Source organism: Hymenobacter psychrotolerans DSM 18569 (assembly GCF_900142395.1).
GTDB classification, from domain to species: domain Bacteria; phylum Bacteroidota; class Bacteroidia; order Cytophagales; family Hymenobacteraceae; genus Hymenobacter; species Hymenobacter psychrotolerans.
In genome coordinates, this window is record NZ_FRAS01000005.1 from 70613 (window position 1) to 95545 (window position 24933).

The window sequence follows — 24933 nt, forward strand, 5'->3', positions numbered from 1 at the left end:
GCGGCCCGCTCACTATCACGCAACAGCCCCAATCCTGACAAAGCAAAAGCCCATCCGGCGCTGTGGGCGGATGGGCTTTTGTAAGGAAAGCAGCTGGTGTGGCTAGCTGCTACACCTTTTTCATAGTCGAAACCTGCTGCTGCAGATCCAGCACAATGCTGGCCAGGCGGTTCAGCGACAGATCGGCAATCGGGAAGGTGCTGCTGATGTAGGCTTTGGCTTCCCAGATTTCCACCACGTCCTCCACGTCAATTTCGTAGGGCGAGTACACGGGGTTGTCGGAGTGCAGGGCCAGCATGGCGGCATCTTTGAGGCGGTTGAAGACGCGCTTGAACACGATGCCTTCCTTGCTGCTCACCACAATGCAGGGCGTGCCATCCTTCAGGCTCATCCAGTCATCGACGTAGCGGCCCACAATGACGGTGCCGCTGGCAATGGGGAGCATGGAGTCGCCGGCAATTTCGAAGGCGCGGTACGTGCCGGTGCTGCCCAGCATGGGCAGGCGGAACTTGGGCAGCTCTTCCAGATATTCCGGATCGGCGTAGCCGTTGAGGTAGCCGGCCGCGGCTTTCTGCGGTACCAGCTCAATATTTTCGTTCTGCTCTTTGTCTACCGTAAGCGCCAGAATCCGCAGGTTGCCGCCGGGGCGGGTTGGGTTGGGGCCGCCGGCCGTACCGGCTGCTTCCAGTTGGCGCACTGCCGCTTTGGCGTTCTTCTTCTTGCTGAAGTCGGTCGTAACCAGCTGATCGAGCGAGATGCCGAACAGGCGGGCCATGTTCACGAGGGTTGCCAGCTTGGGTTCGGCGCGGCCTTCTTCGTAAGCGCCCACCAACGAGCGTTTGATGCCAAGTTTTTCGGCCATCTGGGCCTGCGTCAGGGCCAGTTCGCGCCGCCAGAATTTAAGGTTCGTGTTAATCATGTCGCAGGGGAGCCAGGGGCAAGGCTTCAGAGGTAAAGAATTACCGGCTCACGAAGATACGAACCCATCTACGCGAATACTAATTCAATTAGCCGAAACTTTTAGCAATTTTTTTATTTGCATGTGCCACGAGGCAGCGCTTCGTTCGTCCACGCCGCTCAGTTGATACTGCTCGGCAACGGAATCGTTCAACGAACGAAGCGCCGCTTCGTGGTACGTCTATTCTCCGCGCAGCTTTTTGAAATACATCAGTGCCAGGCGCAGGCGGAAATAGTCGTATTTCTCACGCAGATGGTCGAATAGGTCGCGGAGCATGGGCGAGCTGCCGAGTTGGGCCTGGGCGGTCTGGATTTCGGCCAGGGCCTCAGGCGTCAGGAAATCGGCGATGCGCACATCGTAGCCGCCGGCGTAGCAGGTAGTCAGGTGGGTTTGCACCGTAGAAGCCGTCAGGCCGCGACGCTCGGCTATGGCGTCCACGCTCAGGCCCATGCGGTGCAGCTGAAACGTAGTTTCGGCGGTGCTGCCGGCCTCGGTGTTGGCGTCGCGCTTGCGGGGCGTACGCGGGGCACCGGCGTCGTCGGGACCGAGGCTGCCGGAAATGGCGTCTTCGGCCTCTGCTTCCGCCGCCGGATTGCCGCCGTTGGCCAGAATTTCCTTGATAAACTGCTCGCCGTAGGTGTCGAACTTCTTCATGCCCACGCCCGAAATGCCCAGCATAGCCACCCGGTTTACGGGGCGCTCCACGGCCATTTCCTGCAGCGTAGCATCCGTGAAGATGACGTAGGGCGGCACGTTCTGCTCGTCGGCAATGCGCTTGCGCAGGTTGCGCAGCGCCTCAAACAGCTGCGCCTCCTTGCTAACGGCTGCCACTGCTTTCTGGGCGGCTTTGCGGCCCCGGGTTGGCTTCTCGGCTTTCTCAGTAGGCTGGAATTTCTTCAGGGCCAGCGGGCGCTGGCCCTGCAGTACCTCGCGGCCCAGGTCCGTGATTTTCAGGGCGTAGCCTTCCTCGTAGGCAATGTAGAGCAGCCCGTCGTTCAGCATCTGGTGGATGTAGCTGTACCAGTCGAGGTAGGGCAGGTCGGCGCCGGCGCCGTAGGTTTTGATCTGGTCGTAGCCGCCGCTGATGACGGCCTGGTTGCGCATGCCGCGCAGCACGTCAATCAGCAGGCCGATGGGGGCCCGCTCGCGCATGCGCACCACCGCCGACAGTGCCTTCTGGGCAATCAGGGAGCCGTCGAAGGTGGTGGGCGGGTTGCGGCAGATGTCGCAGTTGCCGCAGTCGGTGGCCAGGGTTTCGCCGAAGTAGTTGAGCAGGATTTTGCGGCGGCAGCTGGCGGCTTCGGCAAACTGCTGCATACGCTCCAGCTTGGTGAGGTTGAGCTGCGTGAGGTGGGGGTTTTCCTTGGTCAGCATCTCGCGCAGCTGCATCACATCGGCGAAGCTGTAGAACAGCACGGCCGTGGCGGGGCTGCCGTCGCGGCCGCCGCGCCCGATTTCCTGGTAGTAGCCCTCGATATTCTTGGGCAGGTTGTAGTGAATCACCCAGCGCACATTGCTCTTGTCGATGCCCATACCGAAGGCAATGGTGGCCACAATCACCTGCAAGTCGTCCTTGAGGAAGCCTTCCTGCACGGCGGCGCGCTGGTTGGGCGTCATGCCGGCGTGGTAGAAGCCGGCTTTCACGCCCTTGGCCTGAATCTTACCGGCCAGCGTTTCGCACTGCTTACGCGAGAGGCAGTAAATAATGCCCGATTCGCCGGGATGGCGCTCCAGAAAGTCAAGGATGCCGCCCACGCGGTCCTGGCCGGGCCGCACGATGAGGTTGAGGTTGGGCCTATCGAAGCTGGACAGAAACACCTGCGGCTCCTGCAGGCGCAGCTGCTGCTGAATGTCGCGCTGGGTGAGGCGGTCGGCGGTGGCGGTGAGGGCAATGATGGGCACCTGCGGAAACTGCTCGCGCAACACCCGCAGCTGGGTGTACTCGGGCCGGAAGTCGTGGCCCCAGGAGCTGATGCAGTGGGCCTCGTCAATGGCGAACATGCTGATGCGCATGCGCTTGAGAAACTGCAGGAAGCCGTCGGAAAGGAGCTTTTCGGGGCTCACGTAGAGCAGCTTCATGTAGCCGTTGAGGCAGTCGCCGCAGATGGCGTTCTGCTCGCTCTGGCCCACGCTGCTGTTGATGTAGGCGGCCGAAATGCCGTTGGCCTTCAGCGCTTCCACCTGGTCCTTCATCAGCGCAATCAGCGGCGACACCACCACGCACACGCCTTCGCTCACCACGGCCGGTATCTGAAAGCACACCGACTTGCCGCCGCCCGTGGGCATGAGCACTACCGTGTCGCGCCCGTCCAGGATGCTCTGGATAATGTCCTCCTGCATAGGCCGGAACGTGTCGTAGCCGTAGTATTGCTTGAGGACTTTGCGGGCAGAGTCGAGGGTAGGAGCAAGGGGTTCGGTAGCGAATAACATCGGGCAAAAATACGACGCGGCGGAGGGAGTTGAAGCTTGAAGGTAACCACAACAGGGGGGAAATGGTGCATCGTTGCGGCCGAATCCTGCATGGCTGTTCAGGCAGAAACCCCGTAAAAGCAACCCTGTCAACTGCTCAACTCACCAACACTTTTCTACGATGAACCAGCCCACTGCTTCCGCCCTCGACAACCAGATTCTACTCGATGCGCTCCACCGCTGCGTAGCGGCCTGCGAGCATTGTGCCACGGCCTGCCTGCGCGACGAGCACGTCGGGCATATGGTCGGCTGTATCCGCCTCGACCGGGACTGCGCCGACATCTGTGCCCTGACGGCCAGACTTGTGGCGCGCGGCTCGGAGCACGCCAAGCACGTAATGAAGGAATGCGTGGAAGTGTGCCGCCTGTGCGAGGCCGAATGCGCCAAACACAGCCACGACCATTGCCAGCGCTGCGCCGCCGCCTGCAAAGCCTGCGCCGAGGCCTGCCAGGCGTATCTGAGCGAGTAACTGAGTAAAGCGAGTAACTGAGTAATGCGGAGTAGCTGAGTAGTTAGGCCGATGGTGAAACGACTTACTTAGCTACTCCGCTTACTCAGTTACTCCCCTATGTCCACGAGCTGGTAGCGTACGGCCGCTTTCTTGGGCTTGATGTCGATGCCGGCATAGTGGGCATATACTTTAGTGAAGCAGGCCCCGAAATAGAAAATCATGGCCGAGTAGAACACGAACAGCAGCACCAGCACAATGCTGGAGGCCGGCCCGTAGATAGGGCCTAGATTGCGCGGTACCAGCAGGTAGCTCAGCACCAACCGGCCCAGATTGATGAGAATAGCAGTGAGAACGGCACCGCGCAACACCGCTTTCCAGGGCACTTTGGCGCTGCTCAGGTTGCGAAACGTGACGGCGAACCAGGCCGCCAGAATCAGGAGCGAGGTAACGGGCTGAATGATCTGGAACAGATAAAACCCAACGCTGGCATCGAAGCCGCGCACGTAGTCGGCCAGGAAAGTCAGGGTGGCATCGGTGGCAAAGGCCAGCACCGACAGCAGCCCGGTGGCCAGCAGCACGCCCAGGGAGCGGGCCCGCTCTTTGAGGGCCGTGCCCAGCCGGTCACTGTTGCGGCGCGCCCGAATCTGCCAGAGCTGGTTGAGCGAGTGCTGAATCACGACGAAGAGCGTGGTGGCAATAAAGAGCAGAAACGCGAAGCCCAGCCACGTGACCAGCCGGCTCCGCTCAATGTTGGTGACGTTCTGCAGAATCTGCTCGACCAGGCCCGCCGCCGAAGCGCCCAGCAGCCCCGACAGCTTGGTGAGCAGCAGCTCCCGCACAATGGAGGTGGAATAGAGCGAGCCCAGCAGCTGAATAAGAATGATGAGGATGGGCGGCAGCGCAAACGTGGCAAAAAACGCCGTGGCCGCGCCCAGCCGTAGCGGGTCGTTGGCGGCCAGCTCGCGGGCCGCGCGGCGCAGCAGTATCACAATATCGGTGAGCCGGCGGCGGGATGGGCCCGGCGCGTGTACTTTTGTCATCAGGCCTGCGTACTAGTTTCGGCCTACAGCCGTTGGGCAACCTACGAAGGTACTGCCCCCGGCTGATTCCTGCACCTCTGTTTTCTATTCCTTGTGTCCGTATCCGTACCGCCCGTTTCGCCACCCCCGGTTCCGGCCAGCTGGTGGCGCCGCCGCATTGCCGGCCCGCTGCTGAACCTGCTCAAGCAGGGCCTTTCGCCGGCCCAACTCTCGCTGACGGTAGCGCTGGGCGTGATTTTCGGGACGGTGCCCATCCTGGGCATCACTACCCTGATGGCCACGGCTACGGCTATGCGGCTGCGGCTGAACGTAGCGGCGCTGCTACTCATCAGCCACCTGATGAGCCCGCTGCAGCTGCTGCTCGTAATTCCGCTGTTGAAGCTGGGTGCGCGCTTGCTTGATGACCAGAAAGGCCCCGCCCTGACGCTGCCGAAACTACAGTACCTCTTTGCCAATGACTGGGGGCAGGCGCTGCGGCTGCTGTGGCTGGCCGGGCTGGGGGCACTGCTGATCTGGGCCGTGGTATCGGTGCCGGTAGGGGTGGCGCTCAACTTCGGGCTCCGGCCGGTATTCCGGCGGCTGCTGGCCCGGCAAGCCGGTAAAGAGACGCCCGCTGAAGCGGCGGAGTAGCGGCACAACGTGCTCAATAACAACCATAAAGCCCTTTCGTGCTATGCACAAAAGGGCTTTCTGATTATCTGAATCGGGAGCTTAGCCGCGCTGGTAGAAGGGCGGCTGTTGCTTGAAGTACTGGTTCAGCGGCTCGTCGGAAGCGGGGTTGATCAGCATCATATCCACAAACTGGTAGCCTTCGAGGCGGCCTTCGATGATGGGCCCCAACTCCTGCAGGAACTCCGGGTTTTGCTCGGGGCTGTCGGCCTGGAACGCCAGCAGCAGACGCGGCGGTACGGGGTTGTTTTCGAGGCGCATCTCGGCCATGTAGGCCTGCTCGATAAAGTCTTTGCCGGCGCAGAATTCCCGCAGGGCTTCCAGCAGCTCAGTAGGCTCTTCGGTTGGCGGGCCAAGCTGGACCGGTACCTGCTCGCCGTCGGCGGGGGCGCCGGGCGGGTTCACGAGGTCGGAGGCCAGCAGGTCCTGAATTTCCTGGCTGGTGAGCAGCTTGCCGGCCGGCGAGAAGGGGTTCAGCACGCAGTCGGTGGCCTGCACCATCTGCAGCAGATCGAAGCCGCGCACCCGGATGTACGAAACCGAGCTGGTTTCTACGCCGCCTTCGTAAATCCGGTCAACGGACGTAAAAAGCGGAATCTTGCCATCGTGTAGCACCTGCAGCTGGATTTCCATGCCCGGCTCCACCTGAATTTCGCCGCCCGGCTCGCCTTCCTTGGGCAGCGTCACGGCGTATACTTCTTCGTGGATAAGGGCCTGGTAGAAGGCCGGCCGCAGCTCGGGCTCGTGTACGGCGCGCATCAGCAGCTCCTCCAGCACGTTGTTGGGCTGGTAGGGCAACTGAATGGGCTGGCCGGGCTGGGGAGCCTCTTCCGGCATCATTTGCATGGGCGGCATTGGCGGCATCATGGGCGCTTCTTCGGCCGCAGGCAGCGTGTAGTTGGAGCCTTTGTAGCGCGGGCCGGCGGGAGCCGGCGCGGCAGTGGCATCAGAAGCCGTGGGCACCGGAGTGGCGGGGGTGGTTTCCGGCGCTTCCGGCTTCTTTTTTAGAAAGTCAAACAGACCCATAGGAATACGAAAAATGAGAGTGCAATCTACTTAGAAGTGATGAAAAGGCGAATCCGCCGACGGGCGAATTTGTGGTTTTGGCGGCAGCGGCAGCATTGCCAGCGGCTAAAGCGCACGAAGTCACCCCTTCACCAGCCGGCAGCTACTGCCCGTCGGAGCCGTGGCAGGGCGCCAGCAGCTCCGATACTTCCCGCACCGTGTAAGGCTCGTTGTTGTTGCCCCAGTTGCGCTGCACAAAGTTCAACAGGTTGGTAATCTGCGAATCAGTCAGATCCTCGTGGCCGGGCATCACCTGGTTGTAGTGAATGCCGTTTACCACCACGTCGCCGTGCATGCCGCGGCGCACAATGCAGGGCAGGCCGGCGCGGTTGCGGGCCACGTAGTCGGAGGCGGCCACGGGCGGAATGAGGCGGCGTAGGCCCTCGCCCTGGGTGCCGTGGCAGCTGGAGCAGTGCGCCTGGTAGAGGCTGGCGCCCTCGTTCTGGCGGTTGGAGAAGCAGCCGGTGCTGGCCGTGGCCAGCAGCAGCGCGGCCACGCCTCCCGCACTCAGGCGTAGCAGCGGCAGCAGCAGCGTACTCATTTGGCGGCCGTCTGCCGAAGCTCCGCCTCTTCTTTCAACAGGACGGGCAGGTCGCGGATAAGCTGGTCGACCTGGCTTTTCTCCATGCCATCATACATGCCCCGGATGCGGCGGCGGGAGTCGACGAGGGCAAACGTGCCGCTGTGGGCGTAGCCGCCCGCCACGGTCGAGTCTTTTTCGGCGCCGGTCATGTAGGCGCGGGCCAGGGCAAACACCGTGTCGTGGGGGGCCGTGGCGAAGTGCCAGCGCGAAGCATCCTGAATGCCCAGCCGCTGCGCGTAGTCGCGCAGCACCGGAATGGAGTCGTGGGCCGGGTCGATGGTATGGCTCAGGAACAGCACGTTCGGATCGTCCTTGAACTGCTCGTAAACGCGCAGCATCTCGCTCTGCATTTTGGGGCAGATGCTGGGGCAGGTGGCAAAGAAGAAGTCTGTGATATAGACTTTGCCGGCAAAGGTCTGGTTGGTGATAACCTTGCCGTCCTGGTTGGTGAGCTGAAACGCAGGCACCGGGTCGGGCAGCGTATCGGAAGGCGAAGTGGGCTTGGTGCGCTTAATGCCCTGAATGGGCAGGCGGTCCGGCTGCGAGGAGGCGGTATCGGAGGAACAGGCGGCCAGCAGGCTGCCGGCGGCCAACAGGCCGGCTACGGTGGCCCGGCTCAGGGAAAAACGCAGGGAAGAAGGTGTCATTAGGGGCGGGAAGAACTAGTAGAAGACGAAGAAGCCGGCGCTGCGGCCTGCAACAGGCGTTGCGCCGAGTCGAGGCTGGTGCGGAACAGAACCGCTACCGAATCGATGCGGCGCTGCTGCCCGGCAAAATACAGGAGGCGACTTTCCAGGTCCACGGTATCAGCGGGCTTGCGGTAGCGGTGCATCCAGTCCATCATGGCTGCATCGGCGGCCAGCAGGGCACGGCGGTGGCGGCCGGCGGCCACGGTATCGGGGCCGGGCTGCTTCTGGAGCCGCTGGCGCAGCAGCGTGAGCTGGTCCATCTGAGCCATTAGCTCGTCGTGTTTGGCCAGCACGGCTTTTTCGGCCGCTTCGGCCTTCTGCTCGTCGCCGTTCGGTGAGTTGCAGCCTGAAAGCAGCGCCACAACCGGCAGCAGGAAAAACAAGGAGGGTATTTTCACGATGACAAAGGTAAGGCTTGCGAAGTTGACGAGGCCGCAATGCGGGCAGAGCATACGCTGGTCTACTCGTCGGAATCAACTCTTTTCAGCCACCCGCCGACGCGGCCGACTTCCGCTTGCGCAGCCACAGGCCGGCGGCCAGCAGCACCAGCAGCCCGCCGAGCATCGTGGCCAGCATCAGGTGGAAGGAAACCGGGTACAGTAGACTGCCCGCCACCACCAGCCCGGCGCCCAGCCACCACAGCCCCTCAGCAGGCAGCGGGCCGGTTTGTAGCGGCTGGGCCTGCAGCGCCGCCGCGTCGGCGGGTGGGTAGAGCAGCCATTTCAGCCGGGCGTAGTCGTGCAGGAGCAGCCCGATATTCAACACCAAGAAGCCCGTCACCAGAAAGGGCGTGCCGGGCCAGTGCTGCGACCAGGTCAGAAAGATGATGTTGAGCCACATTGGCACCAGCAGCACCGCGCCCAGCAAGGCAAACCGGCCCGTCAGCAGCAGCAGCCCCGTCAGCAGCTGCGCTACCCCAATAAACTGCGCGAAGATTTCCAGGCTGTGCTCGGCCAGAAAGGCGTGGTTTATGGGTGGCCCCATCAGGCCCGGTATGTGGTTGTCGGAGAGCTTGTAGAGGCCGCCGCCCAGCATCAGAGCGCCCAGCAACAGGCGGGCCCCCGTCACGTACAGGCGCCGCCACCAGCCGCCGGCCCACAGCGCCACCACCGTAGCCAGAATCGGGAGCAGAATCATTAGTGAGTAGAAAAGCCCGAGGCCCATAGCGCAGAAAGAATAAGGTGGTGATTAGGAGCGAACTGCCACAGGCTACAGACGCCGAAGCCGGCGCAGTGCTGCGTAAAGCACGGGCATTTTTCGGCCGGTGCAGCAACGAAAGTAGAAGTTGGCAGCCGAAGCTGTTTGCAAGTGCGTGCCCCCGGCGCCTACCTTGCCGATGCACCCACTGGAAGCAGGCCTTTCGGCCCCGAAAGTGGCACCCTGACTGTCGCTTCCGGCTTCGCCCTACCCAACTTGCCCCTCATGCCGCCGGAATACCTGCTCTTCCTGGACACAGAAACCACCGGCCTGCCCGGCCGCTGGGACCTGCCGTATGAGGCGCCTAAAGCGGCGTGGCCCTACGTGGCGCAGGTGGCCTGGCAGGTCTATACTTCTGGTGGGCAGCTCGTGAAAGAGGCCAGCCACTACCTGCGGATTCCGGCCGGCTCCATGCAGGCCTCGGCGCTGGCCGTGCACGGCCTCTCGGAAGCCTTTTTGCAGGAGCACGGCCACGAGTCGGCCCAGGTGCTGCAGCTGCTGCTCAGCGATTTGCAGCGGTTTCGGCCCCGGGTGGTTGGGTATTTTCTGCAGCTCGATTTCCACGTGCTGGGTGCCGGCCTGCACCGCGCCGGCCTGCCCAACCCGCTGCCGGAGCTGCCCCAGTTCTGCCTGATGCGCGCCGCCCCCCGCCCCGACGATGGCACGCACCGCCGCTACCAGCGGCTCGCTGAGCTGCACGAAACCCTGTTCCGGGAGCCCATGCCCGTCCTGCACGATGCCCGCCAGGATGCGGTGGCCACGGCCCGCTGCTTTTTTGAGCTGCGCCGTCGTGGCCATATCCCGCCCGAAACGCTGACTGGCCAGCTACCCTTGCAGAAGCCGGTTGGCAGACCGCACGGGGCCGGCGGCCGTTGGCTGCTGGCAGTGGTGGCCGGCGCTTTACTATTGCTTCTTCTCGGCTGGCTTTTCTATGGATAATCGTCTTGCTTTCCTTCAGACCGTAGCCCCCTTCAATACGCTGCCGCATGATGTGCTGGCCGGCGTGGCAGACCTGCTGCAGGAAGTGGTGCACCCGCGTCAGGTACTGCTGTATCAGCAGGATGCGTCCAAGCTGCGCCACCTCGATATTGTGGTGGAAGGGGCCTACGAAACGTTTTTCTACGACAGCCAGCAGCACAAGCGCCTGCCCGAAGTGTACGGCCCCGGCACCTGCTACGGCGGCATGTCCATTCTGCTGAACAAGAAACGCTCGTTGCGCACGGTAGTGGCCGGCAAAGGCACCCGCGTGCTGCAGCTGCCGCGCCGCGAGTTCCGGGCGCTGTGTTTGGCCTACGAAAGCTTCTTCCACTACTTCACGGCCCGCTACGGTGAGCGGATGCTCGATGAGGAGTACGCCCACTTCGTAAAGCCAGCCGGTCCGCCTTCCGACAACTTCCTGGTGGCCGATCAGCTGTTTTCGCGGCGCATTGAAACGCTGGAAGTGCGCGAGCTGGTTACGAGCCCCGCCACCGAGCCCATTTTTGCGGTGGCCCGGCGCATGGCGGCGGCCAAAGTCAGCTGCCTGTTCGTGACGGAGCCGGCCACGGGCGCCATACTGGGCTACTGCACCGACATCACGCTGCGCGACTCCGTTATTGCCCGGCAGCTTGACGCTGCCCGCCCGGTGCGGGATGTGGTGGCTACGCCCGTGGTGAGTATTTCCAGCACGGCATACGTGTATGAAGCCATTCTGCTGATGTTTCAGACCAAGACGCGCTACCTGCTGGTGGAGCGGGGCGGCGAGTACGTGGGCTTCCTGAGCCGCAACAAGCTGCTCAGCGACCTGGCTCAGTCGCCGTTTATGTTCATTCAGGCCGTGAAACTGGCGCAGGGCACGCCCGAGCTGAAGCGCCGCTGGGAAATGGTACCCGACATCGTGAACCAGCTGCTGAGCCGCGGCGTGCGCCCCGAAATCGTGAACCAGGTAATCAGCACCGTGGCCGACACTATTGCGCTGCGCGTGATTGAGAACGTGCTGGCAGTACAAGGTCCGGCGCCGGCGCGGTTCGTGTTTATGGTGCTGGGCAGTGAAGGCCGCCAGGAGCAGACCCTCGTCACGGACCAGGACAACGCCATCATTTACGAAGACAAGGCCAACGAGCAGCGCGAAGTGGTACGGGCCTGGTTTCTGCGCTTCGCCGAGGCCGTTTCCGATGAGCTGAACCACATTGGGCTGCACTTCTGCACGGGCGGCTTCATGGCCAAAAACCCCAAGTGGACCCACTCTCTCTCGCACTGGAAGCGCAACTACCAGCAGTGGATGAGTGACTCCAGCCCCGAAACGGTGATGCAGATGGCTACCTTCTTCGACTGCCGCTACCTCTACGGCGACCAGCCGCTGATGCAGGAGCTGCAGGAGTTTCTGCGGCAGGAGCTGGCCCGGCCCCTCGACCGGTTTCTGTTCTACATGGCCAAAAACGCGCTGCAGTACGAGCCGCCCCTGACGTTCTTCCGGGGGTTCCGCACCTTCGAGCAGGAAGGCCACAAGGTGTTCGACCTCAAGAAAACCATGTCGCCGATAGTAGACCTGGTGCGGGTGTATGCGCTGAAGAATCAGGTGTTCAGTACCAACACCGGCGAGCGGCTGGCGGAGCTGCGGGAGCGGGGCGTATTCCGGGAGCAGGAGTACCAAGAGCTGCTACAGGCCTATTACTACCTGATGGGCATGCGCCTGAAAAAGCAGGCCCGCCAGCTCATCGACGACCGTACGGCTCCCACCAACTACCTCGACCCCAAAACCCTGACCCAGGTGGAGCAGGTGACGCTGAAGGAAATCTTCAAAGTCATCGGCGACTTTCAACTAAAAATCAAGGTCGGGTTCACCAAAACCCTGTAAGACAGCACTGGTATCTGGGCGCGCACCTTACTGGAAATACTCCCACACCGACCGAAACAGCCAGTAGCCGCCCCAGAGGGCTAGCCCGCCGATACCAATCAGCACCAATAGCGTCAGGGCAATCAGGCCTTTGCCGGAGCCGCGGTACTTGCCCTCGGCATAGTGGCGGCGCAGCAGGCGCACGTTCCGGTCGTTGGCTTTGTATGTGAAGTCGAAAATGGTGCCCAGTACCGGAATGGCGCCGATAATGGTGTCGAGCAGCACGTTCAGAACCATGCGCGCCACCAGATTGCCGCTGGCGCCGTGGCGCATCATGGTGAGAATGAGCACGCCGGAAATGGCCAGCGACGGAATGCCGCCCACCACCGGAATCAAACTCATCAGCGGATCGATGCCGAACCGCCACGTGGTGCCGGGCACCTGGAACTGGCTGTCGAGCAGGCGCGAAATACGCTCTACCCAGCGCAGCCGCTCATCCTGGTCGAAAGTGGTGGCGGGCAGAGGGCGGGCGGCGAGTGGAGTGGTCATGGCGGAAGGAAAAAGCAGTTAGCGGGTTAAACGCAGACTGTCCGGCATAAGGTTGGCCTTGCTGCCGACCACCGCCCGATAGAGGGGCTGCCGTGTCTGCCGCCGAGGTTAGCGCCGCAGCGGCGGCAGCAGATCAATCAGCCCGTCTTCACTGACGACGATGGCCAGGCAGGCGTAGCGGCTGCTTTCCACGTAGCGCAGCGCCGAGTTGTAGCGGGAGCCGCGGGAAGAGTCGCCTTTTTCGGTGGCGAGGCCGTCGAGGATGGCCCCGATGGCGTGGCAGGTACCGTCGGGCTCAATCAGCACGGCCCCATCAATATTGGTGACGAGGCGCAGCACGGAGGGCGTCATCAGGCGGGGCGCCACCCGGAAGCACTGCCGGGTGAGGCGCACGGCTTCCTGGGCGGCGCCTTCCGAAATGACCAGGATAGTACCGTGGGTTTGCTCGCTGGCCCGCTGCGTCAGCTCCCAGAGGTATTCCACGGTGCCGGTATCGAGGCGGGGAAAGATGCGCTGCACGGCCCGGGCAAAGTTCTCGGCATCGACGCGGCCCTGCGGCAGGCGCGGCGTGTTCGATACCACCTTCATCATCACCTGCTCGTCGTGGGTGAGCTCCCAGCTGTAGTGGCGCGTGAAGTGCACCGTAAACATGGGCTCGTGCGTGGGGTCTTCGGGCGGCACCAGGTAGCCCAGCCCAAACACATCAGTAGCGTCGGAAACCAGGGCCGTGTAGTCTTCGCTGAGCTCCAGTAGCTTCCGAATGCGGCGGTGGTCGCGCAGCGGAATCGGGCTTTCCAGCGTGAGCACCGGCACGATGGCCGGGTGGTGGCGGCGCGCAACCAGCATAGTGCCCACGCCCTCGTCGCCTTCGTGGCGGAGGGCCGCAATGCCGTTGCAGGCGTCGTAGAGGCCATGGGTGCCGGCCGCCGCGCGCAGCATGAAGCTACGGCCGGCGGCGCGCAGCACTTCATTGTAGTCGCGGTCCAGCACGGGCCGGTCGTCGTCAGTATCGGACTCGCGCAGGGCCCGGCTGCAGTCCTGCAGAAACTCCTGCACCGCCGCATGCACCAGCGAAACCGGCCGGTTGCCCGGCCCCGGTACCGGCAGCGCGTAGTACGACTGGTACGACTCGGCGGAGAGCTGCAGAATAACCACCACCTGATAGCCATACAAACTGACCGGCGTGGAGCAGAAGCTCAACCGCTCTTCGCCGCGCGCAGCCGTAAGGGCAGCCAGGGTTTGTTCGGTGGCCCGCCGCAGCAGCTCATACCAGCGCAGCTTCTCGTACCGGTCGTGGTCGGTGGGGTGCAGATGGTACACCACGTCGCGGGGGCCATCGGGCTCCAGCGAGGCAGCCAGCGCCTTCACGCCCGCAAAATCGGCGGACGTGTAGCGCAGCGTGGTAGGCTCTACCACCACGGCCTGCGGCTCATCGGTTTCGCGGGCCGAGGCTAGGCCCAGCAGAAACACTTCGGGCTTAAGAGTCCGGTCGAGCAGGTTGAAAATACCGTCGGCAAACAGCTGGGCCGAAACCCGGAAAAGACTTTGGTGGTCCCACATGGGCGGGAGATGAGCGCTGGGCAAAGGCAACGGGAAAAGGGAGCACAGTGGGAGAGTGCCAGAGAATACGGGAAAAGCCGGCCGGAGGATAAGCCTTCCCGCGTACGGATAGGTGTCGCCGGGCACAACAGTTCTACTACCGCCGGGTTGTACTGCAATAGGCCGCGCCAGAGTTGCGAAACGCCGCTGGAAAGCGTAACTTAACTACTTGCCGCAATAGTCGTCGCCATGGTTGTCTACTTTCTGCTTTCCGGGATTGGGTTTCTGTGCGCCTTCGCGGCGCTGCCCCTGCTCACGGGCTACTGTGCCGCTAGCTATGGCCGCTCTTTCTGGCTGTGGTTTGCACTGGGCTGGCTGCTGCCCATCGTCTCGTTTTTTGTGCTGGTAGGCCTGATTGCGCGCGTCCACTTCGACCACGGCGAGCGGCTGCTGGCCGAAGCCAAAGCCATTCTGGCCGAAGCCGAGTCGCTGGCAGTGAAGGACAACGAGTAAACCCAGCCGCCCGGCTTTGATGCGGGCCTGGCGCCCAGATTTCTACAAGCCAAGAATAGATTTTGCGGCCCAGGCGCCGGTGCTGAAGCAGCCCTGCAGCAGATAGCCGCCAGTAGGTGCTTCCCAGTCCAGCATTTCGCCGGCCACAAACGTGCCGGGGCGCCGCCGCAGCATCAGCCCGCCATCCAACTCGTCCCAGGCCACACCGCCGGCCGTGCTGATGGCTTCGTCGAGCGGGCGAAGCGCGTGCACGGGCAGGGGCACGGCGCGCAGCAGCCGAGCCAGGGCCTCCGGAGTAGCTGTGGCTTCGGGCGGCGCTACCTCGCGCAGCAGCGTCGGAACGGGTGGCCCCAGGCGAAGCTGCTGGCGCAGAAAATCGGGCAGGGAGCGGCCGTTGCGGGGTTTCTGTAGTTTCAGCAGCAGCTGCTCATCGGAGAGGTCGGGCTTGAGGTCGAGCAGGAGCGGAGCTGGCTGCTGCTGGTATAGGGCCTGCCGCAGAGCCGGCGTGAGAGCATAAACCGGCGTGCCCTCTACCCCATATTCAGTGAGCAGCAGCTCGCCGCGTTCCGTGTGGCCGCCGCACCGCAAGGCTATATTCTTCAAGGGCGTGCGGCCTACTTTCTGCCTAAAAAACTCCGACCACGCTATTTCCGCGCCACAATTCGCCGGTGCAAACCCTTCGCAGCGCACCCCAATTTCCTCGAAGGCCGTAGTCCAGCGGCCATCAGAGCCGGTCTTGGACCAGCTGGCACCGCCCAGGGCCAGCAGCGCGGCATCAGGCTGTATTACCAGTTCCTGAGTGGTCGTCTCGTGGCGGATGCGCAGGCCCTTTTCTCCCTCAAACCCCAGCCAGCGGTGGCGTGTGTGCAATTGCACTCCCAGGGCCTGCAGCCGGCTCACCCAGGCCCGGAGCAGTTCAGCAGGCTTGTGCTGCTCCAGCGGAAACACGCGCCCGCTGGTGCCCACGAAGGTGCCAATACCCAAATCAGCCGCCCAGGCGCGTAGGTCGGCAGCTGAAAAGTGGTGCAGGAACCGGGCAAAATCGGGGTGGCGCGGCCCGTAGCGGGTGGCAAATGTGGCCGGCGCTTCGGAGTTGGTGAGGTTGAAGCCACCGTGGCCGGCGACCAGAAACTTGCGGCCTACCGTGGCCTGTGCCTCGTACACGTCCACGCGGCAGCCGGCCTCTGCCAGATGCTGGGCGGCCAGCAACCCGGCCGGCCCTCCCCCGATAATGGCAACGTGCAGCAACGGTAACTAACTAAGTGAGTGGCGAATGGAGTGTATGGGCCGGCAAAGCAAGCCAGGGGCGGCGGGCAGCCGGCTCCATCAAAGGTAGCGCAGATTCGCCGCGGTGGCCTGCTTCGACGTAGAGCAGAAACCTTGGCCGGGCAGGCACCGCCGGGCTTTTCTTTAATTTTGCACGCATGGGTTCCTACACTATCCTGATTGGGCTGAGCATCGCCGTCATTCTGTCGTACCTGTTTGATGTAGTGGCGCGGGCCACCAAAGTGCCTTCGGTGCTGATGCTGCTGCTTACCGGCATTGCCCTGCGCCAGGCCGCCGATTATTTCGACTTTGCCCTGGGAATTCCGCAGGTGGTGCTGGAAATATTCGGGGTGATTGGCCTGATTATGATTGTGCTGGAAGGCGCCCTCGACCTGAAGCTCACCCGCGACAAGGCCCCGCTCATCCGGCGCTCCTTTCTGGCGGCTCTGCTGATGCTGGTGGTGCAGGCCGTGGCTATTGCGTTGCTGCTGCAGGCCTACGTGGGCGCCCCATTCCAGACCTGCCTCGTAAATGCCATCCCGCTGGCCGTTATCAGCTCGGCCATTGCCATTCCCAGCGTCGCGAACCTGATGGGGGAGAAGCAGGAGTTTATCATCTACGAAAGCACGTTTTCCGACATTCTGGGCATCATGCTCTTCAACTTCGCGCTGCAGGACAACTTCGCGCAGGGCATTTCGGTGGTCACGTTCACCCGCGACGTGGTGGCCGTGATGGTGGTGGCGGTGCTGAGTACGGCGGCGCTGGCGTTTCTGCTGGGCCGCATCCGGCTGCACGTCAAGTTCTTCCTGATTCTGGCCTTTCTGATTCTGCTCTACAGCCTGGCCAAGCAGCTGCACTTGTCGTCGCTGGTGCTGGTGCTGGTGTTTGGGCTGGCCGTAAACAACGCCGAACTGCTGCTGCGCGGCCCCAAGCTGCAGCGCTGGCTGCATCCCGAGCAACTGGCCGCCGAGCTGCACCCGCTCAAAAGCATCACCGCCGAGTCGGCGTTTCTGATTCGCACCTTCTTCTTTCTGCTGTTTGGCTTCAGCATCACGCTCAGCAGCTTAGTCAGCGGCTCGCTGCTGCTGCAGGGCCTGCTGATTGTGGCCGTGCTGACCGGCATCCGCTACCTCTACCTGCGCTATATCGCCAAGTCCGACCTCATTCCGGAGCTGTTTATTGCGCCCAAGGGCCTGATTACGGTGCTGCTCTTCTACAGCATCCCCGATGAGCACCACATCGGCGAAGTAGGCGAAAACATCCTGTTTGTGGTAATTCTGCTCACGGGCCTGCTGATGATGATAGGCCTGCAACTCACCAAAAAGGAGCCCGAAATAGGCGAGTATTAAGCGAGAGTGAATGGGGGTAGCCAATCATCTTACCTTATTCCGTTTCCTTTAGCAACTGCCTGCGGTAGCCGGCCAGAATGCTGGATTTCAGCAGGAAGCCCACATAGCGCCCCTGGTTGATGACGGGCAGCGCCGGCACGTTGAGCTGCTCCATGCAGCGGAGCGTGTCCAGCAGCGAGTCATCGAAATTGACCGTAGCGGGCGGGTCGGTCATCAGGTCGTGGACGCGGGTGGTGGTGTAGTGCTGGTTGTCGAAAAGTGCGTCACGCACGGCATCCAGCGTGATAATGCCCAGCAGATAGCCCTTGTCATCGACCACAGGAAACAGGTTGCGGGTAGCGTGGCGGAACGTCTCGACCAGCGTGCCCAGCGTATCCTGCGGGTGTACGGCCACAAAATCGGTCTGGACAAGGTGGTGCAGGTCGAGCTGGGAAAGCAGACTCCGGTCCCGGTCTTGGTGCACGTACACGCCGCGCTGCACCAGCTTGCGCGTGTACACTGAGTAGGGCTCGAAATAGCGCGTAATCAGGTAGGAGGAGCTGGTAACCACCATCAGGGGCACAAACAGCGCGTAGCCGCCCGTAATTTCGGCAATGAGGAAGATGGCCGTGAGGGGCGCGTGCACCACGCCGGCCAGCACGCCAGCCATGCCCAGCACAATGAAATGCACCTCCGTGACGCTGGTCAGGCCACTGAGGTTGATGAGGCGGGCAAACACAAAGCCCAGCAGCGCCCCCGCAAACAGCGACGAGCCGAACATGCCCCCGTTACCGCCTGCGCCCACCGTAATAGTAGTCGCAAATACCTTCAGCAGCATACTGGCCGTAGCCACGCCCAGCAAAATCCAGACGTTTTCGTCGCGGTACACGGCAAAGATGGAGCCGTTGACCAGGTCCTGGCCTTTGCCGGCCAGCAGTTGCTGCACCACGTTGTAGCCTTCGCCGTAGAGCGGCGGAAACAGAAACACCAGGACGCCCAGCACCAGCCCGCCCAGCGCCACCTTGCGGAATGTACCCGGCCAGCGCTCAAAAAACTTGTCGGCCGCGAAGTACACCCGAATCATATAAACCGACAGCAGCGCCGTGCACAGTCCCAGCATCACGTAAAACGGCACCGCATCGACAGGCCAACTGGTGGTGATGAGCACGAAGGGCTGGCCCTCGAACAACGCCTTCGACACCACGGTGGCCGTCGCCGTCGAAATCAGGAGCGGAATGAAATACGGGGCGGCCAGCTCGCTCAGCACCACTTCCACCGCAAACAGCACCCCCGCAATAGGCGAGTTGAAGATGGCCGCTATGCCCGCCGCCGCGCCGCAGCCCACCAGCAGGCGCCGCTCGCGGCGGCCCACCCGCAGCAGCCGCGCCAGATTGGAGCCCTGGGCCGCGCCCGTCACGGAAATAGGGGCCTCCAGACCCGCCGAGCCACCGAACGAAACAGTCAGCCAGGAGGTGATGAACTGCGAGTAAAGCTTGCTGCGCGGCACAATGCTGCCCTGCCGCGCAATGTTGTAGATAACCGGCCCGAGCCCGCGGCTGAGGTTGCCATCCAGAAAATAGCGCGTAAACAGCACCGACAGCGCAATACCGATGATGGGGTAGAGAAACAGGGCAAACACGCGCTTCTCTTCCGGCACCCACGAATACAGGAACTCCTGCGAGCCGTGCACCGTGTTCTTGAGCAGCACCGCCGTCAGGCCGGCCATCAGGCCCACCAGAATGCTCACCAGAATCAGGTATACCCGGTCGTTGATATGGCGTAAGCGCCAGAGCAACAGGGGGCTCAGGATCCGGTGAACAAGCTTTTTGGCCATAGCCGCAGGGCAAAGTGAAACGTCTACCCGCCTCGCGGGCAAGCGGAACAGTCTATCTCAACGCAGGATAAGGAAAAACTGACGTTGAAGGCCCATAAAATTCTAAAATATTGCCGCTACTGTGCCAGGCTGGGAGCGGGGTAGCCTTTTTCCTGCAGCATGGCTTTCACCTTTTGCATCAGCTCGCTCTTGATTTGCAGCGTGCCACGGCGGTACTCATCAGAAGAAGTCCAGAAGTAGAGGCGCAGGTCGGCGGTGGTGCCGGCGGTTTTCTCCAGAATGATGTAGGGTGGGTAGGCGTTTTCGTGCTGCACATCGGGGTGCGCGCCCAGAAACTCCAGGAGCTGCTGCTGCAGCCGGCCTGGGTCGCCGGTTTCGCCGTAGTCCACGCTCACCAGAAAGTCCTGGCGCAGGTTGCCGTCGCGCGTGAAGTTGACCAGCGGCTCTTTGAGCACCAGGGAGTTGGGCAGAAATACGTGCTTGCCTTCGAAGGTGCGGATGAGCGTGGTGCGCAGGTTTAGGGCTTCCACATGCCCAATCTGGTCCTTGATCTGCACCGTATCGTTGATGTGAAACGGGCGGTTGAAGGCCAGAATGACGCCGGCCAGGAAATTTTCGGCAATATCCTTGAAGGCAAAGCCCACAATAAACGCCGACAGCCCCGCGCCGGCCAGCAGCCCGCTTACCACGCCCGAGAGGCCTACCACCTGCATCGCCAGCAGCAGCCCTATCAGCACAAACACCCATTTGCTGATGCGCGTGAGGAAGTCGGCCAGCAGCGGGTCGTGGGAGCGGCGGCGCAGGCGCCCCCCGATTAAGGTGCTGAGGCGGTTGGAAACGAAAATGGCGACAATCAGCAGCAGCAGCGCCAGGGCCAGCTTGGGCAAAACGTACAAAAACTGCTGCCAATAGGCAGACAGCACGCGGTTCAGATCCTGCAGCATAGAAACGGGTATCAGCTAAAACCAACCGCCCCGCGGCACGGGGCCGGCGGGGCGTTGCAGGGCTCTACGCAAAAAAACGGCTGGCAGGTTCGCTTAAGATGCGGCGGGCCGGTTCTGCCAGCGCCAGAACAGGAAGCCGCCCACGGCGTAGGCCACCACGTCGAGCGGGTCGGCGGTGGCGCGGGCGTCGAAGCGGGGCAGCAGGCCCTCAAACCACACGGCCATGACCAGCCAGGTGCTGAAAATCCAGGACGTCGGCAGCACGAAAGCCGGATTGCGGAAGTAGAACCGGCGCATCAGCCACAGCAGCAGCGTCAGTTCCAGGGGCAGGGTCAGCAGGTCGGCGAGGTAGGAGGTGAGCAGCGGCGGCCAGAAAGGCCAGGGCCCCAGCCACTGCCGCTTGTGCGCCACCGATAATACGTAGAGCCCGGCGCCGACCAGAAACAGCGGGTGGCGCAGCTCGGCGGGCCAGCGCCTCATCCGGCCAGCAACGTCAGCAGCCATACCATAAACGACACGATGGCCGCAAACGCCAGCTGCCCGCCCCGCACGAGGTGCTTGAAAAAGCGCAGCGCAGGGCCGTCCTCGGGGTTAATCTTGATTCGCAGAAACTCCGGCAGCGGTTCCTCGGCCTGGGCTTCGCGGGCCTGCTCGCTACGGAGGCGCGGGGCATCCAGCAGCAGGCCGCACCGCTCGCACCGGTCGTCGGCGCGCTGCTGCCAGTTGCTCCAGAAGCCGCAGTGCGGGCATTTTTTGGAAGCAAGAAGCGGCTGGTTTTCCATGCGGCAAAGATACGGTGCCAGGAGTTAGTGGCTGGTTGAATGCTGATTGTTACGTGCTGATTATTGGTGTCGTTCTGAACCAGCATTCAACAATCAGCACTCAACCAGCTATTCTACAGCTCCATGATGTCTTCGTTCCAGAGCGTGGGCTCGGCTTCGATGAATTCCTGCATCATGTCTACGCATTCCTGCGAGTCCAGAATCACGACTTCCACGCCGTGGCTTTCCAGAAACGCTTTCGACTCGCCGAACGTGCGGGCTTCCCCCACTACCACTTTCGGGATTTTGAACTGCACGATGGTGCCGGCACACATGTAGCAGGGCATGAGCGTAGTGTAGAGCACCGTGTCGCGGTAGGTGCGCTGGCGGCCGGCGTTGCGCAGGGCGTCCATTTCGCCGTGGGCAATGGGGTCCAGCTCCTGCACGCGCTTGTTGTGGCCGCGGCTTACAATCTCGTTGCCGCGGCGCAGCACCGAGCCGATGGGGATGCCGCCTTCTTTGCGGCCCTGGCGCGCCTCGTCAATGGCGGCCTGCATGAATTCGTCCATGGTATTGAGTTGTTGGTGGTTAGTTGAGAAGAAAGAAAGCGGGCCCAGAGGCTGCCGAAACGACAGCCTTGTCCAGCCGGCAAGTACGCCATTTACCGCGCACAAATACCGCGGTACGGGCAATACTGGCACTTGTCGAGGTCGTCGGTTTTGCGGATGGGCTCCTGCGGATCGAGGATGCGGTTGATGATGCGGCTGAGTAGCTCCTCGCTGCGCTGCATGAAATCCTGGCCATCGTCGGTGAGGAAGCCCATGTCGGCCGACATGGGGCCAGCTCCTAGGTTACGCAGCGAAATGATAGCCGTGTCGGCAGCGGGGCGGCCGCCTTGGGCCAGCATGAAGCGGTAGAGCCACAACTGACGCACTTTGTCAGCGGCCGAAGTGGCGTCGTGTACGAGGCGCTCAGCAGCATCAGCCGACGTTTCACCGCGCTTCTGCAGCTTCAGTTCATGAGCTAGTACAAGGCCGGTTTTGTAATCCACCACCCGTATATCACCGTTCGGCATCTGGTCTACCCGGTCGGCAATACCGGTCAGGCGTACGGGCAGCCGCTCGCCATCGGGCAGGGGCACGAATACCGTGGCATGAATCTTCTTTTCGATTTCCTGAATCAGAAGCGGCAGGCCGTCTTTTTCGGTGAGAAGACCTTCGAGGTAGCGCCGAACGAGCTGCGAGGCCACTTGACCCAGCACGTGGTTGAGGCCTTCGTCGGCGCGGGCGTGGCGGTCCTTTTCCTCTTTGCGCAGGGCCTTGGCCACTATCATGGGTGCCAGCCCAATCAGACCCGGAATGTCGGCGGCCGTGAGGGGCTTGCCGCTCTGCTGAAACGGCGTGAGCAGGTCTTCCAAGGCCTCGTGTACCACCGTCCCGAAGCCGTCGGCGCCGAGAGCTTCTTCCACCTCATCGGTTTCGCGGAACCGAGCCAGCCGGTTGAAGTAGAACTTCAGGGAGCAGGCCAGATACTCGTTCAGGGCCGTGGGAGAGAGGCCTTTGTCGAGTACTTCGCGTAGGGCCTGCAGCATCCCGGCATCTTTTTCCAGCACCAGGTCACCGGCCTCACCCCCCCGGCCGCCCTCTCCCGTGGAGAGGGGGGAGCCTGGTGCCACGCTCGCATGGCCTATAGTAATGTTCGTTTCCGGTGCTGAAACGGGTTCTGTTCTGGAAGGCCCGGAGCTATGGGCGGGTTGAACACGGGAAGGCAGGCTTTGCAGTTTGTATTCTATCTGCGCCAGCACGCTATCCAGGTTGTGCAGCACATCTGCGTTGGCAAAGCGCAGCACCTGGTAGCCCAGCTTTTGCAGCTCGTGCGTGCGGCCGGCATAATATTCTGCCTGCTCTGCTTCCAGATGAACGTCTCCATCAACCTCCACCACCAGCATTTTGGCGATGCAGACGAAATCGGCAATGAAGGAGTTGATTACGTGCTGCCGCCGGAATTTCTCGCCTAACTGCTGATTGCGCAGGGCCTGCCAGAGCGCATTCTCGGCCGGAGTTGGGCCTTTCCGCATCTCCTTGGCAAAAGAAGTTGTCTTGTGCCGGGTGACAGGATCGGCAGTATACACGTGCTCAGCTACCGTACCTGCCTGTTTCACAGCCGATGAAGTCATGCCAAAAGGCTGGCCTGCGTCTGCGGCCGTCTGGCTCCCCCTCTCCACGGGAGAGGGGGCCGGGGGGTGAGGCCCCGTAACCACCGCCACCACGTCTTCCAGCACCATCTGTGGGCTTTGGGGCAGCAAATCGTTCTGGAGCTGCAGCAGGAAGCGGCTCCGCTCGCCAGTGCGCGTGCCTTCGGCGCCGGGTAGCACATGCACCAGGTCTACGCGGCGGGCTCGCTGCAGCAGGCGCCAGAAGTGGTAAGCGGTGGCGGCTTCGTGGTCGGCGTAAGTGGGCAGGCGGAACTCGGTCAGCACGTCGTACGGAAACAGGGATGTGTGGCGCTTGGGGGCCGGCAGTACGTTTTCGTTGCAGCTGAGCAGGATGATGTGGTCGAAGTCGAGGGCGCGGGTTTCCAGCAGGCCCATCACCTGCACGTCGGCAATCGGCTCGCCGGAGAAGGGCAGGCGGGTGCGCGTCATCTGCTCGTACAGAAACCGGCGGAAGGAGCGCACCGACAGCCGCTGCTCCCGGCAGTCGAACACCGAATCAAGGCGCTTGACCAGCGTGTAGAACAGGTACAGGTACTCCGCCTCGATGGCCGAATGTTGCTCCTGGTACACCTGCTTCAGCAAGTCAATCAGCGTGTAGCAGGCCGCAATGATGTCGTCGCAGGTGTCCCAGGTCTTGAACAGCGCCTCCAGCAGCTCGTGCTCCTGGCCCAGCTCCAGCAGCTCGGAGGCGGGCAGCAGCACGGCGTTGCGGCGCACAATCTCGCGGCACACCTTGTCGAGCAGGCCGTGGTATCTGGTTTCGGGCTGCTTGTCGAGCCACTGCTGGTAGCGGCGCAGAAACGGGTGGCCCAGCAGCTTGCTCACGGCCAGGTGGTGGTAGCGCGGTACGCCGTAGCCGGTTTCGCTGGAGCCTTCCCGGATGCCGGTCAGGTGCACCTCAAACAGCAGATCCACGAGGTTGAACAGGGGCGTGCTCTGGAAGCTGAGGCCCATGGTCACGTTGTAGTCGGGTACGGTATCGGGCGGGAGGCCGTGCAGCACGGGCAGCAGCAGGGTTTCGTCGGGCAGCACCACGGCCACCGTGCCGCTGGGGTGCAGCGTGCGGGCTTCGGCCAGCAGCTGGCCCGCCACTTTGCCCTGCATGCTGGCGTTGGCTACGCCCACGAAGCGCACGTGCCGCGGCAGTCCGCGCAGCAGCTCCTCGGGCCCGCCGAAGGCTTCCAGCGGCAGCTCCCAGTTCTTGAGGTAGCGGCGCAGGTGCTGGCCGGCGCGGTTGGGCGTGTCGCCTTCCATATAGAAAGCGTCGGCATCGAATCGCACTTCGGCCAGCCCTTCCTTCAGCAGCAGCCGAATCAAGCGCTCCTCGGCCCTGGACAGAAAGCCCAGGCCCAGAAATACGTGCCGGGCCAGCGGCCGGCCCTGCTCAATGAACTCGGCCACCCGCTCGGAGGCGCGGCGGTAGGCCAGGCCGGGGTAGGCCACGCGCTGGTCGAGCATGCGGCGGCGCAGGCGGTAGTATACCTTGCTCAGGTCGTCCCAGAACTTGAAGTAGCCCGCCGTCATCGACTCGGGCTTGGGCGCTTCGCCCAAGTCCCAGCGTTCCAGCGCCTTGGCCTGCGAGAGGTACTCAAACACCTTGTCGGGCTGCGCCAGGTTCTGGTCGAGGCTGGAAAAGTCTTCGAGCAGCAGGCCCGCCCAGCCCACAAACCGGTCGAAATCCAGCTTGGGGTCAATGTCCTTGAGGATGTCGTAGAGCAGCAGCTGCAGGGCAATGGGCTCTTCCACCTGCACGCCGGCCAGCTCCACCATGTAGTCTTCCATGGCCGCCACGCGCGGGCTCCAGAGGGCCTCGCCGGCGTCGGTGGCCATGGCCAACTCGTTCTTCAGATACACCACCGCCCGCCGCGTGGGCACCACCACCACCAGATCCGACAGGTCCTCGGGCGAGTAGCGCGTGGTCAGGTCGCGGGCCATTTGGGCGAGAAACGACTCGGTGGAAACGGCAGGGCGGGCGGGAAGGGCAGAAATCATACAGTAGTAAAGATACGGCCAGGACGGCTGGAACGGGTGCTCCACCAGCCATTCTA

At 62.6% G+C, this 24933-nt stretch carries 23 protein-coding genes; 6 read left to right on the top strand and 17 right to left on the bottom strand.

What is annotated here, in order from left to right:
• Positions 1-109: 109 nt before the first annotated feature.
• Entirely contained in the window at positions 110-919 is an 810-nt protein-coding gene (locus tag BUE15_RS06710; RefSeq protein ID WP_073282392.1) for an XRE family transcriptional regulator, read from the bottom strand.
• Between the two features lie 219 nt (positions 920-1138).
• Entirely contained in the window at positions 1139-3388 is a 2250-nt protein-coding gene (gene recQ, locus BUE15_RS06715; RefSeq protein ID WP_073282394.1) for a DNA helicase RecQ, read from the bottom strand.
• A 160-nt stretch (positions 3389-3548) separates the two neighbouring features.
• Between recQ and BUE15_RS06720 the strand changes: the two genes are divergently transcribed.
• Positions 3549-3896 (top strand): four-helix bundle copper-binding protein, encoded by a 348-nt coding sequence (locus tag BUE15_RS06720; protein WP_073282396.1) that lies wholly within the window; start codon positions 3549-3551, stop codon positions 3894-3896.
• Positions 3897-3985: 89 nt separating this feature from the next.
• On the opposite strand, the gene BUE15_RS06725 is transcribed toward BUE15_RS06720, so the two are convergent.
• On the bottom strand, positions 3986-4918 hold the full coding sequence (locus tag BUE15_RS06725; RefSeq protein ID WP_084548873.1) for a YihY/virulence factor BrkB family protein: 933 nt from the start codon (positions 4916-4918) through the stop codon (positions 3986-3988).
• Between the two features lie 93 nt (positions 4919-5011).
• Here BUE15_RS06725 and BUE15_RS06730 point away from each other — a divergent pair, with 93 nt between their 5' ends.
• On the top strand, positions 5012-5548 hold the full coding sequence (locus BUE15_RS06730) for a DUF2062 domain-containing protein (RefSeq protein ID WP_073282398.1): 537 nt from the start codon (positions 5012-5014) through the stop codon (positions 5546-5548).
• A gap of 81 nt (positions 5549-5629) precedes the next feature.
• On the opposite strand, the gene BUE15_RS06735 is transcribed toward BUE15_RS06730, so the two are convergent.
• From BUE15_RS06735 to BUE15_RS06755, 5 genes are all read right to left on the bottom strand, one after another.
• Positions 5630-6613, bottom strand: coding sequence for an enhanced serine sensitivity protein SseB C-terminal domain-containing protein (locus BUE15_RS06735; RefSeq protein WP_073282400.1), 984 nt, complete (start codon positions 6611-6613; stop codon positions 5630-5632).
• A 142-nt stretch (positions 6614-6755) separates the two neighbouring features.
• Positions 6756-7193 carry a c-type cytochrome gene (locus BUE15_RS06740; RefSeq protein ID WP_073282402.1) on the bottom strand — a complete coding sequence of 146 codons (438 nt, stop codon included), beginning with the start codon at positions 7191-7193 and terminating at the stop codon, positions 6756-6758.
• On the bottom strand, positions 7190-7882 hold the full coding sequence (locus BUE15_RS06745; protein ID WP_073282404.1) for an SCO family protein: 693 nt from the start codon (positions 7880-7882) through the stop codon (positions 7190-7192). The genes BUE15_RS06740 and BUE15_RS06745 overlap by 4 nt, the downstream gene beginning before the upstream one ends.
• Positions 7882-8322, bottom strand: coding sequence for a hypothetical protein (locus tag BUE15_RS06750; protein WP_139252160.1), 441 nt, complete (start codon positions 8320-8322; stop codon positions 7882-7884). Before BUE15_RS06750 ends, BUE15_RS06745 begins: the two co-directional genes overlap by 1 nt.
• Positions 8323-8407: 85 nt before the next feature.
• On the bottom strand, positions 8408-9061 hold the full coding sequence (locus tag BUE15_RS06755) for a DoxX family membrane protein (protein WP_073282408.1): 654 nt from the start codon (positions 9059-9061) through the stop codon (positions 8408-8410).
• A gap of 285 nt (positions 9062-9346) precedes the next feature.
• Between BUE15_RS06755 and BUE15_RS06760 the strand changes: the two genes are divergently transcribed.
• On the top strand, positions 9347-10060 hold the full coding sequence (locus BUE15_RS06760; protein WP_073282409.1) for a 3'-5' exonuclease: 714 nt from the start codon (positions 9347-9349) through the stop codon (positions 10058-10060).
• Positions 10053-11957 (top strand): DUF294 nucleotidyltransferase-like domain-containing protein, encoded by a 1905-nt coding sequence (locus BUE15_RS06765; protein ID WP_073282411.1) that lies wholly within the window; start codon positions 10053-10055, stop codon positions 11955-11957. The genes BUE15_RS06760 and BUE15_RS06765 overlap by 8 nt, the downstream gene beginning before the upstream one ends.
• 27 nt (positions 11958-11984) lie before the next feature.
• Here the strand turns inward: BUE15_RS06765 and BUE15_RS06770 are convergent, their stop codons facing one another.
• Entirely contained in the window at positions 11985-12485 is a 501-nt protein-coding gene (locus BUE15_RS06770) for a DUF4112 domain-containing protein (protein WP_073282413.1), read from the bottom strand.
• Positions 12486-12593: 108 nt separating this feature from the next.
• On the bottom strand, positions 12594-14045 hold the full coding sequence (locus tag BUE15_RS06775; RefSeq protein ID WP_073282415.1) for a DNA integrity scanning protein DisA nucleotide-binding domain protein: 1452 nt from the start codon (positions 14043-14045) through the stop codon (positions 12594-12596).
• A 228-nt stretch (positions 14046-14273) separates the two neighbouring features.
• On the opposite strand from BUE15_RS06775, the gene BUE15_RS06780 reads away from it, so the two are divergent.
• A complete protein-coding gene (locus tag BUE15_RS06780; RefSeq protein WP_073282417.1) occupies positions 14274-14537 on the top strand; it encodes a hypothetical protein in 264 nt (87 codons plus the stop codon).
• Between the two features lie 42 nt (positions 14538-14579).
• On the opposite strand, the gene BUE15_RS06785 is transcribed toward BUE15_RS06780, so the two are convergent.
• Positions 14580-15785, bottom strand: a complete 1206-nt coding sequence (locus BUE15_RS06785; RefSeq protein WP_073282419.1) for a BaiN/RdsA family NAD(P)/FAD-dependent oxidoreductase — start codon at positions 15783-15785, stop codon at positions 14580-14582.
• A 176-nt stretch (positions 15786-15961) separates the two neighbouring features.
• Between BUE15_RS06785 and BUE15_RS06790 the strand changes: the two genes are divergently transcribed.
• Positions 15962-17152, top strand: coding sequence for a cation:proton antiporter (locus BUE15_RS06790; protein WP_073282421.1), 1191 nt, complete (start codon positions 15962-15964; stop codon positions 17150-17152).
• Positions 17153-17186: 34 nt separating this feature from the next.
• On the opposite strand, the gene BUE15_RS06795 is transcribed toward BUE15_RS06790, so the two are convergent.
• From BUE15_RS06795 to BUE15_RS06820, 6 genes are all read right to left on the bottom strand, one after another.
• A complete protein-coding gene (locus BUE15_RS06795) occupies positions 17187-18965 on the bottom strand; it encodes a chloride channel protein (RefSeq protein WP_073282423.1) in 1779 nt (592 codons plus the stop codon).
• 116 nt (positions 18966-19081) lie between these two features.
• Positions 19082-19909 (bottom strand): mechanosensitive ion channel family protein, encoded by an 828-nt coding sequence (locus BUE15_RS06800; RefSeq protein ID WP_073282425.1) that lies wholly within the window; start codon positions 19907-19909, stop codon positions 19082-19084.
• A 93-nt stretch (positions 19910-20002) separates the two neighbouring features.
• Entirely contained in the window at positions 20003-20413 is a 411-nt protein-coding gene (locus BUE15_RS06805; RefSeq protein WP_170865205.1) for a hypothetical protein, read from the bottom strand.
• Entirely contained in the window at positions 20386-20691 is a 306-nt protein-coding gene (locus BUE15_RS06810) for a hypothetical protein (protein WP_073282429.1), read from the bottom strand. The genes BUE15_RS06805 and BUE15_RS06810 overlap by 28 nt, the downstream gene beginning before the upstream one ends.
• Positions 20692-20804: 113 nt before the next feature.
• Positions 20805-21239 carry a nucleoside deaminase gene (locus tag BUE15_RS06815; protein ID WP_073282430.1) on the bottom strand — a complete coding sequence of 145 codons (435 nt, stop codon included), beginning with the start codon at positions 21237-21239 and terminating at the stop codon, positions 20805-20807.
• 92 nt (positions 21240-21331) lie between these two features.
• Positions 21332-24877 carry a PD-(D/E)XK nuclease family protein gene (locus BUE15_RS06820; protein WP_073282432.1) on the bottom strand — a complete coding sequence of 1182 codons (3546 nt, stop codon included), beginning with the start codon at positions 24875-24877 and terminating at the stop codon, positions 21332-21334.
• Positions 24878-24933: the final 56 nt, after the last annotated feature.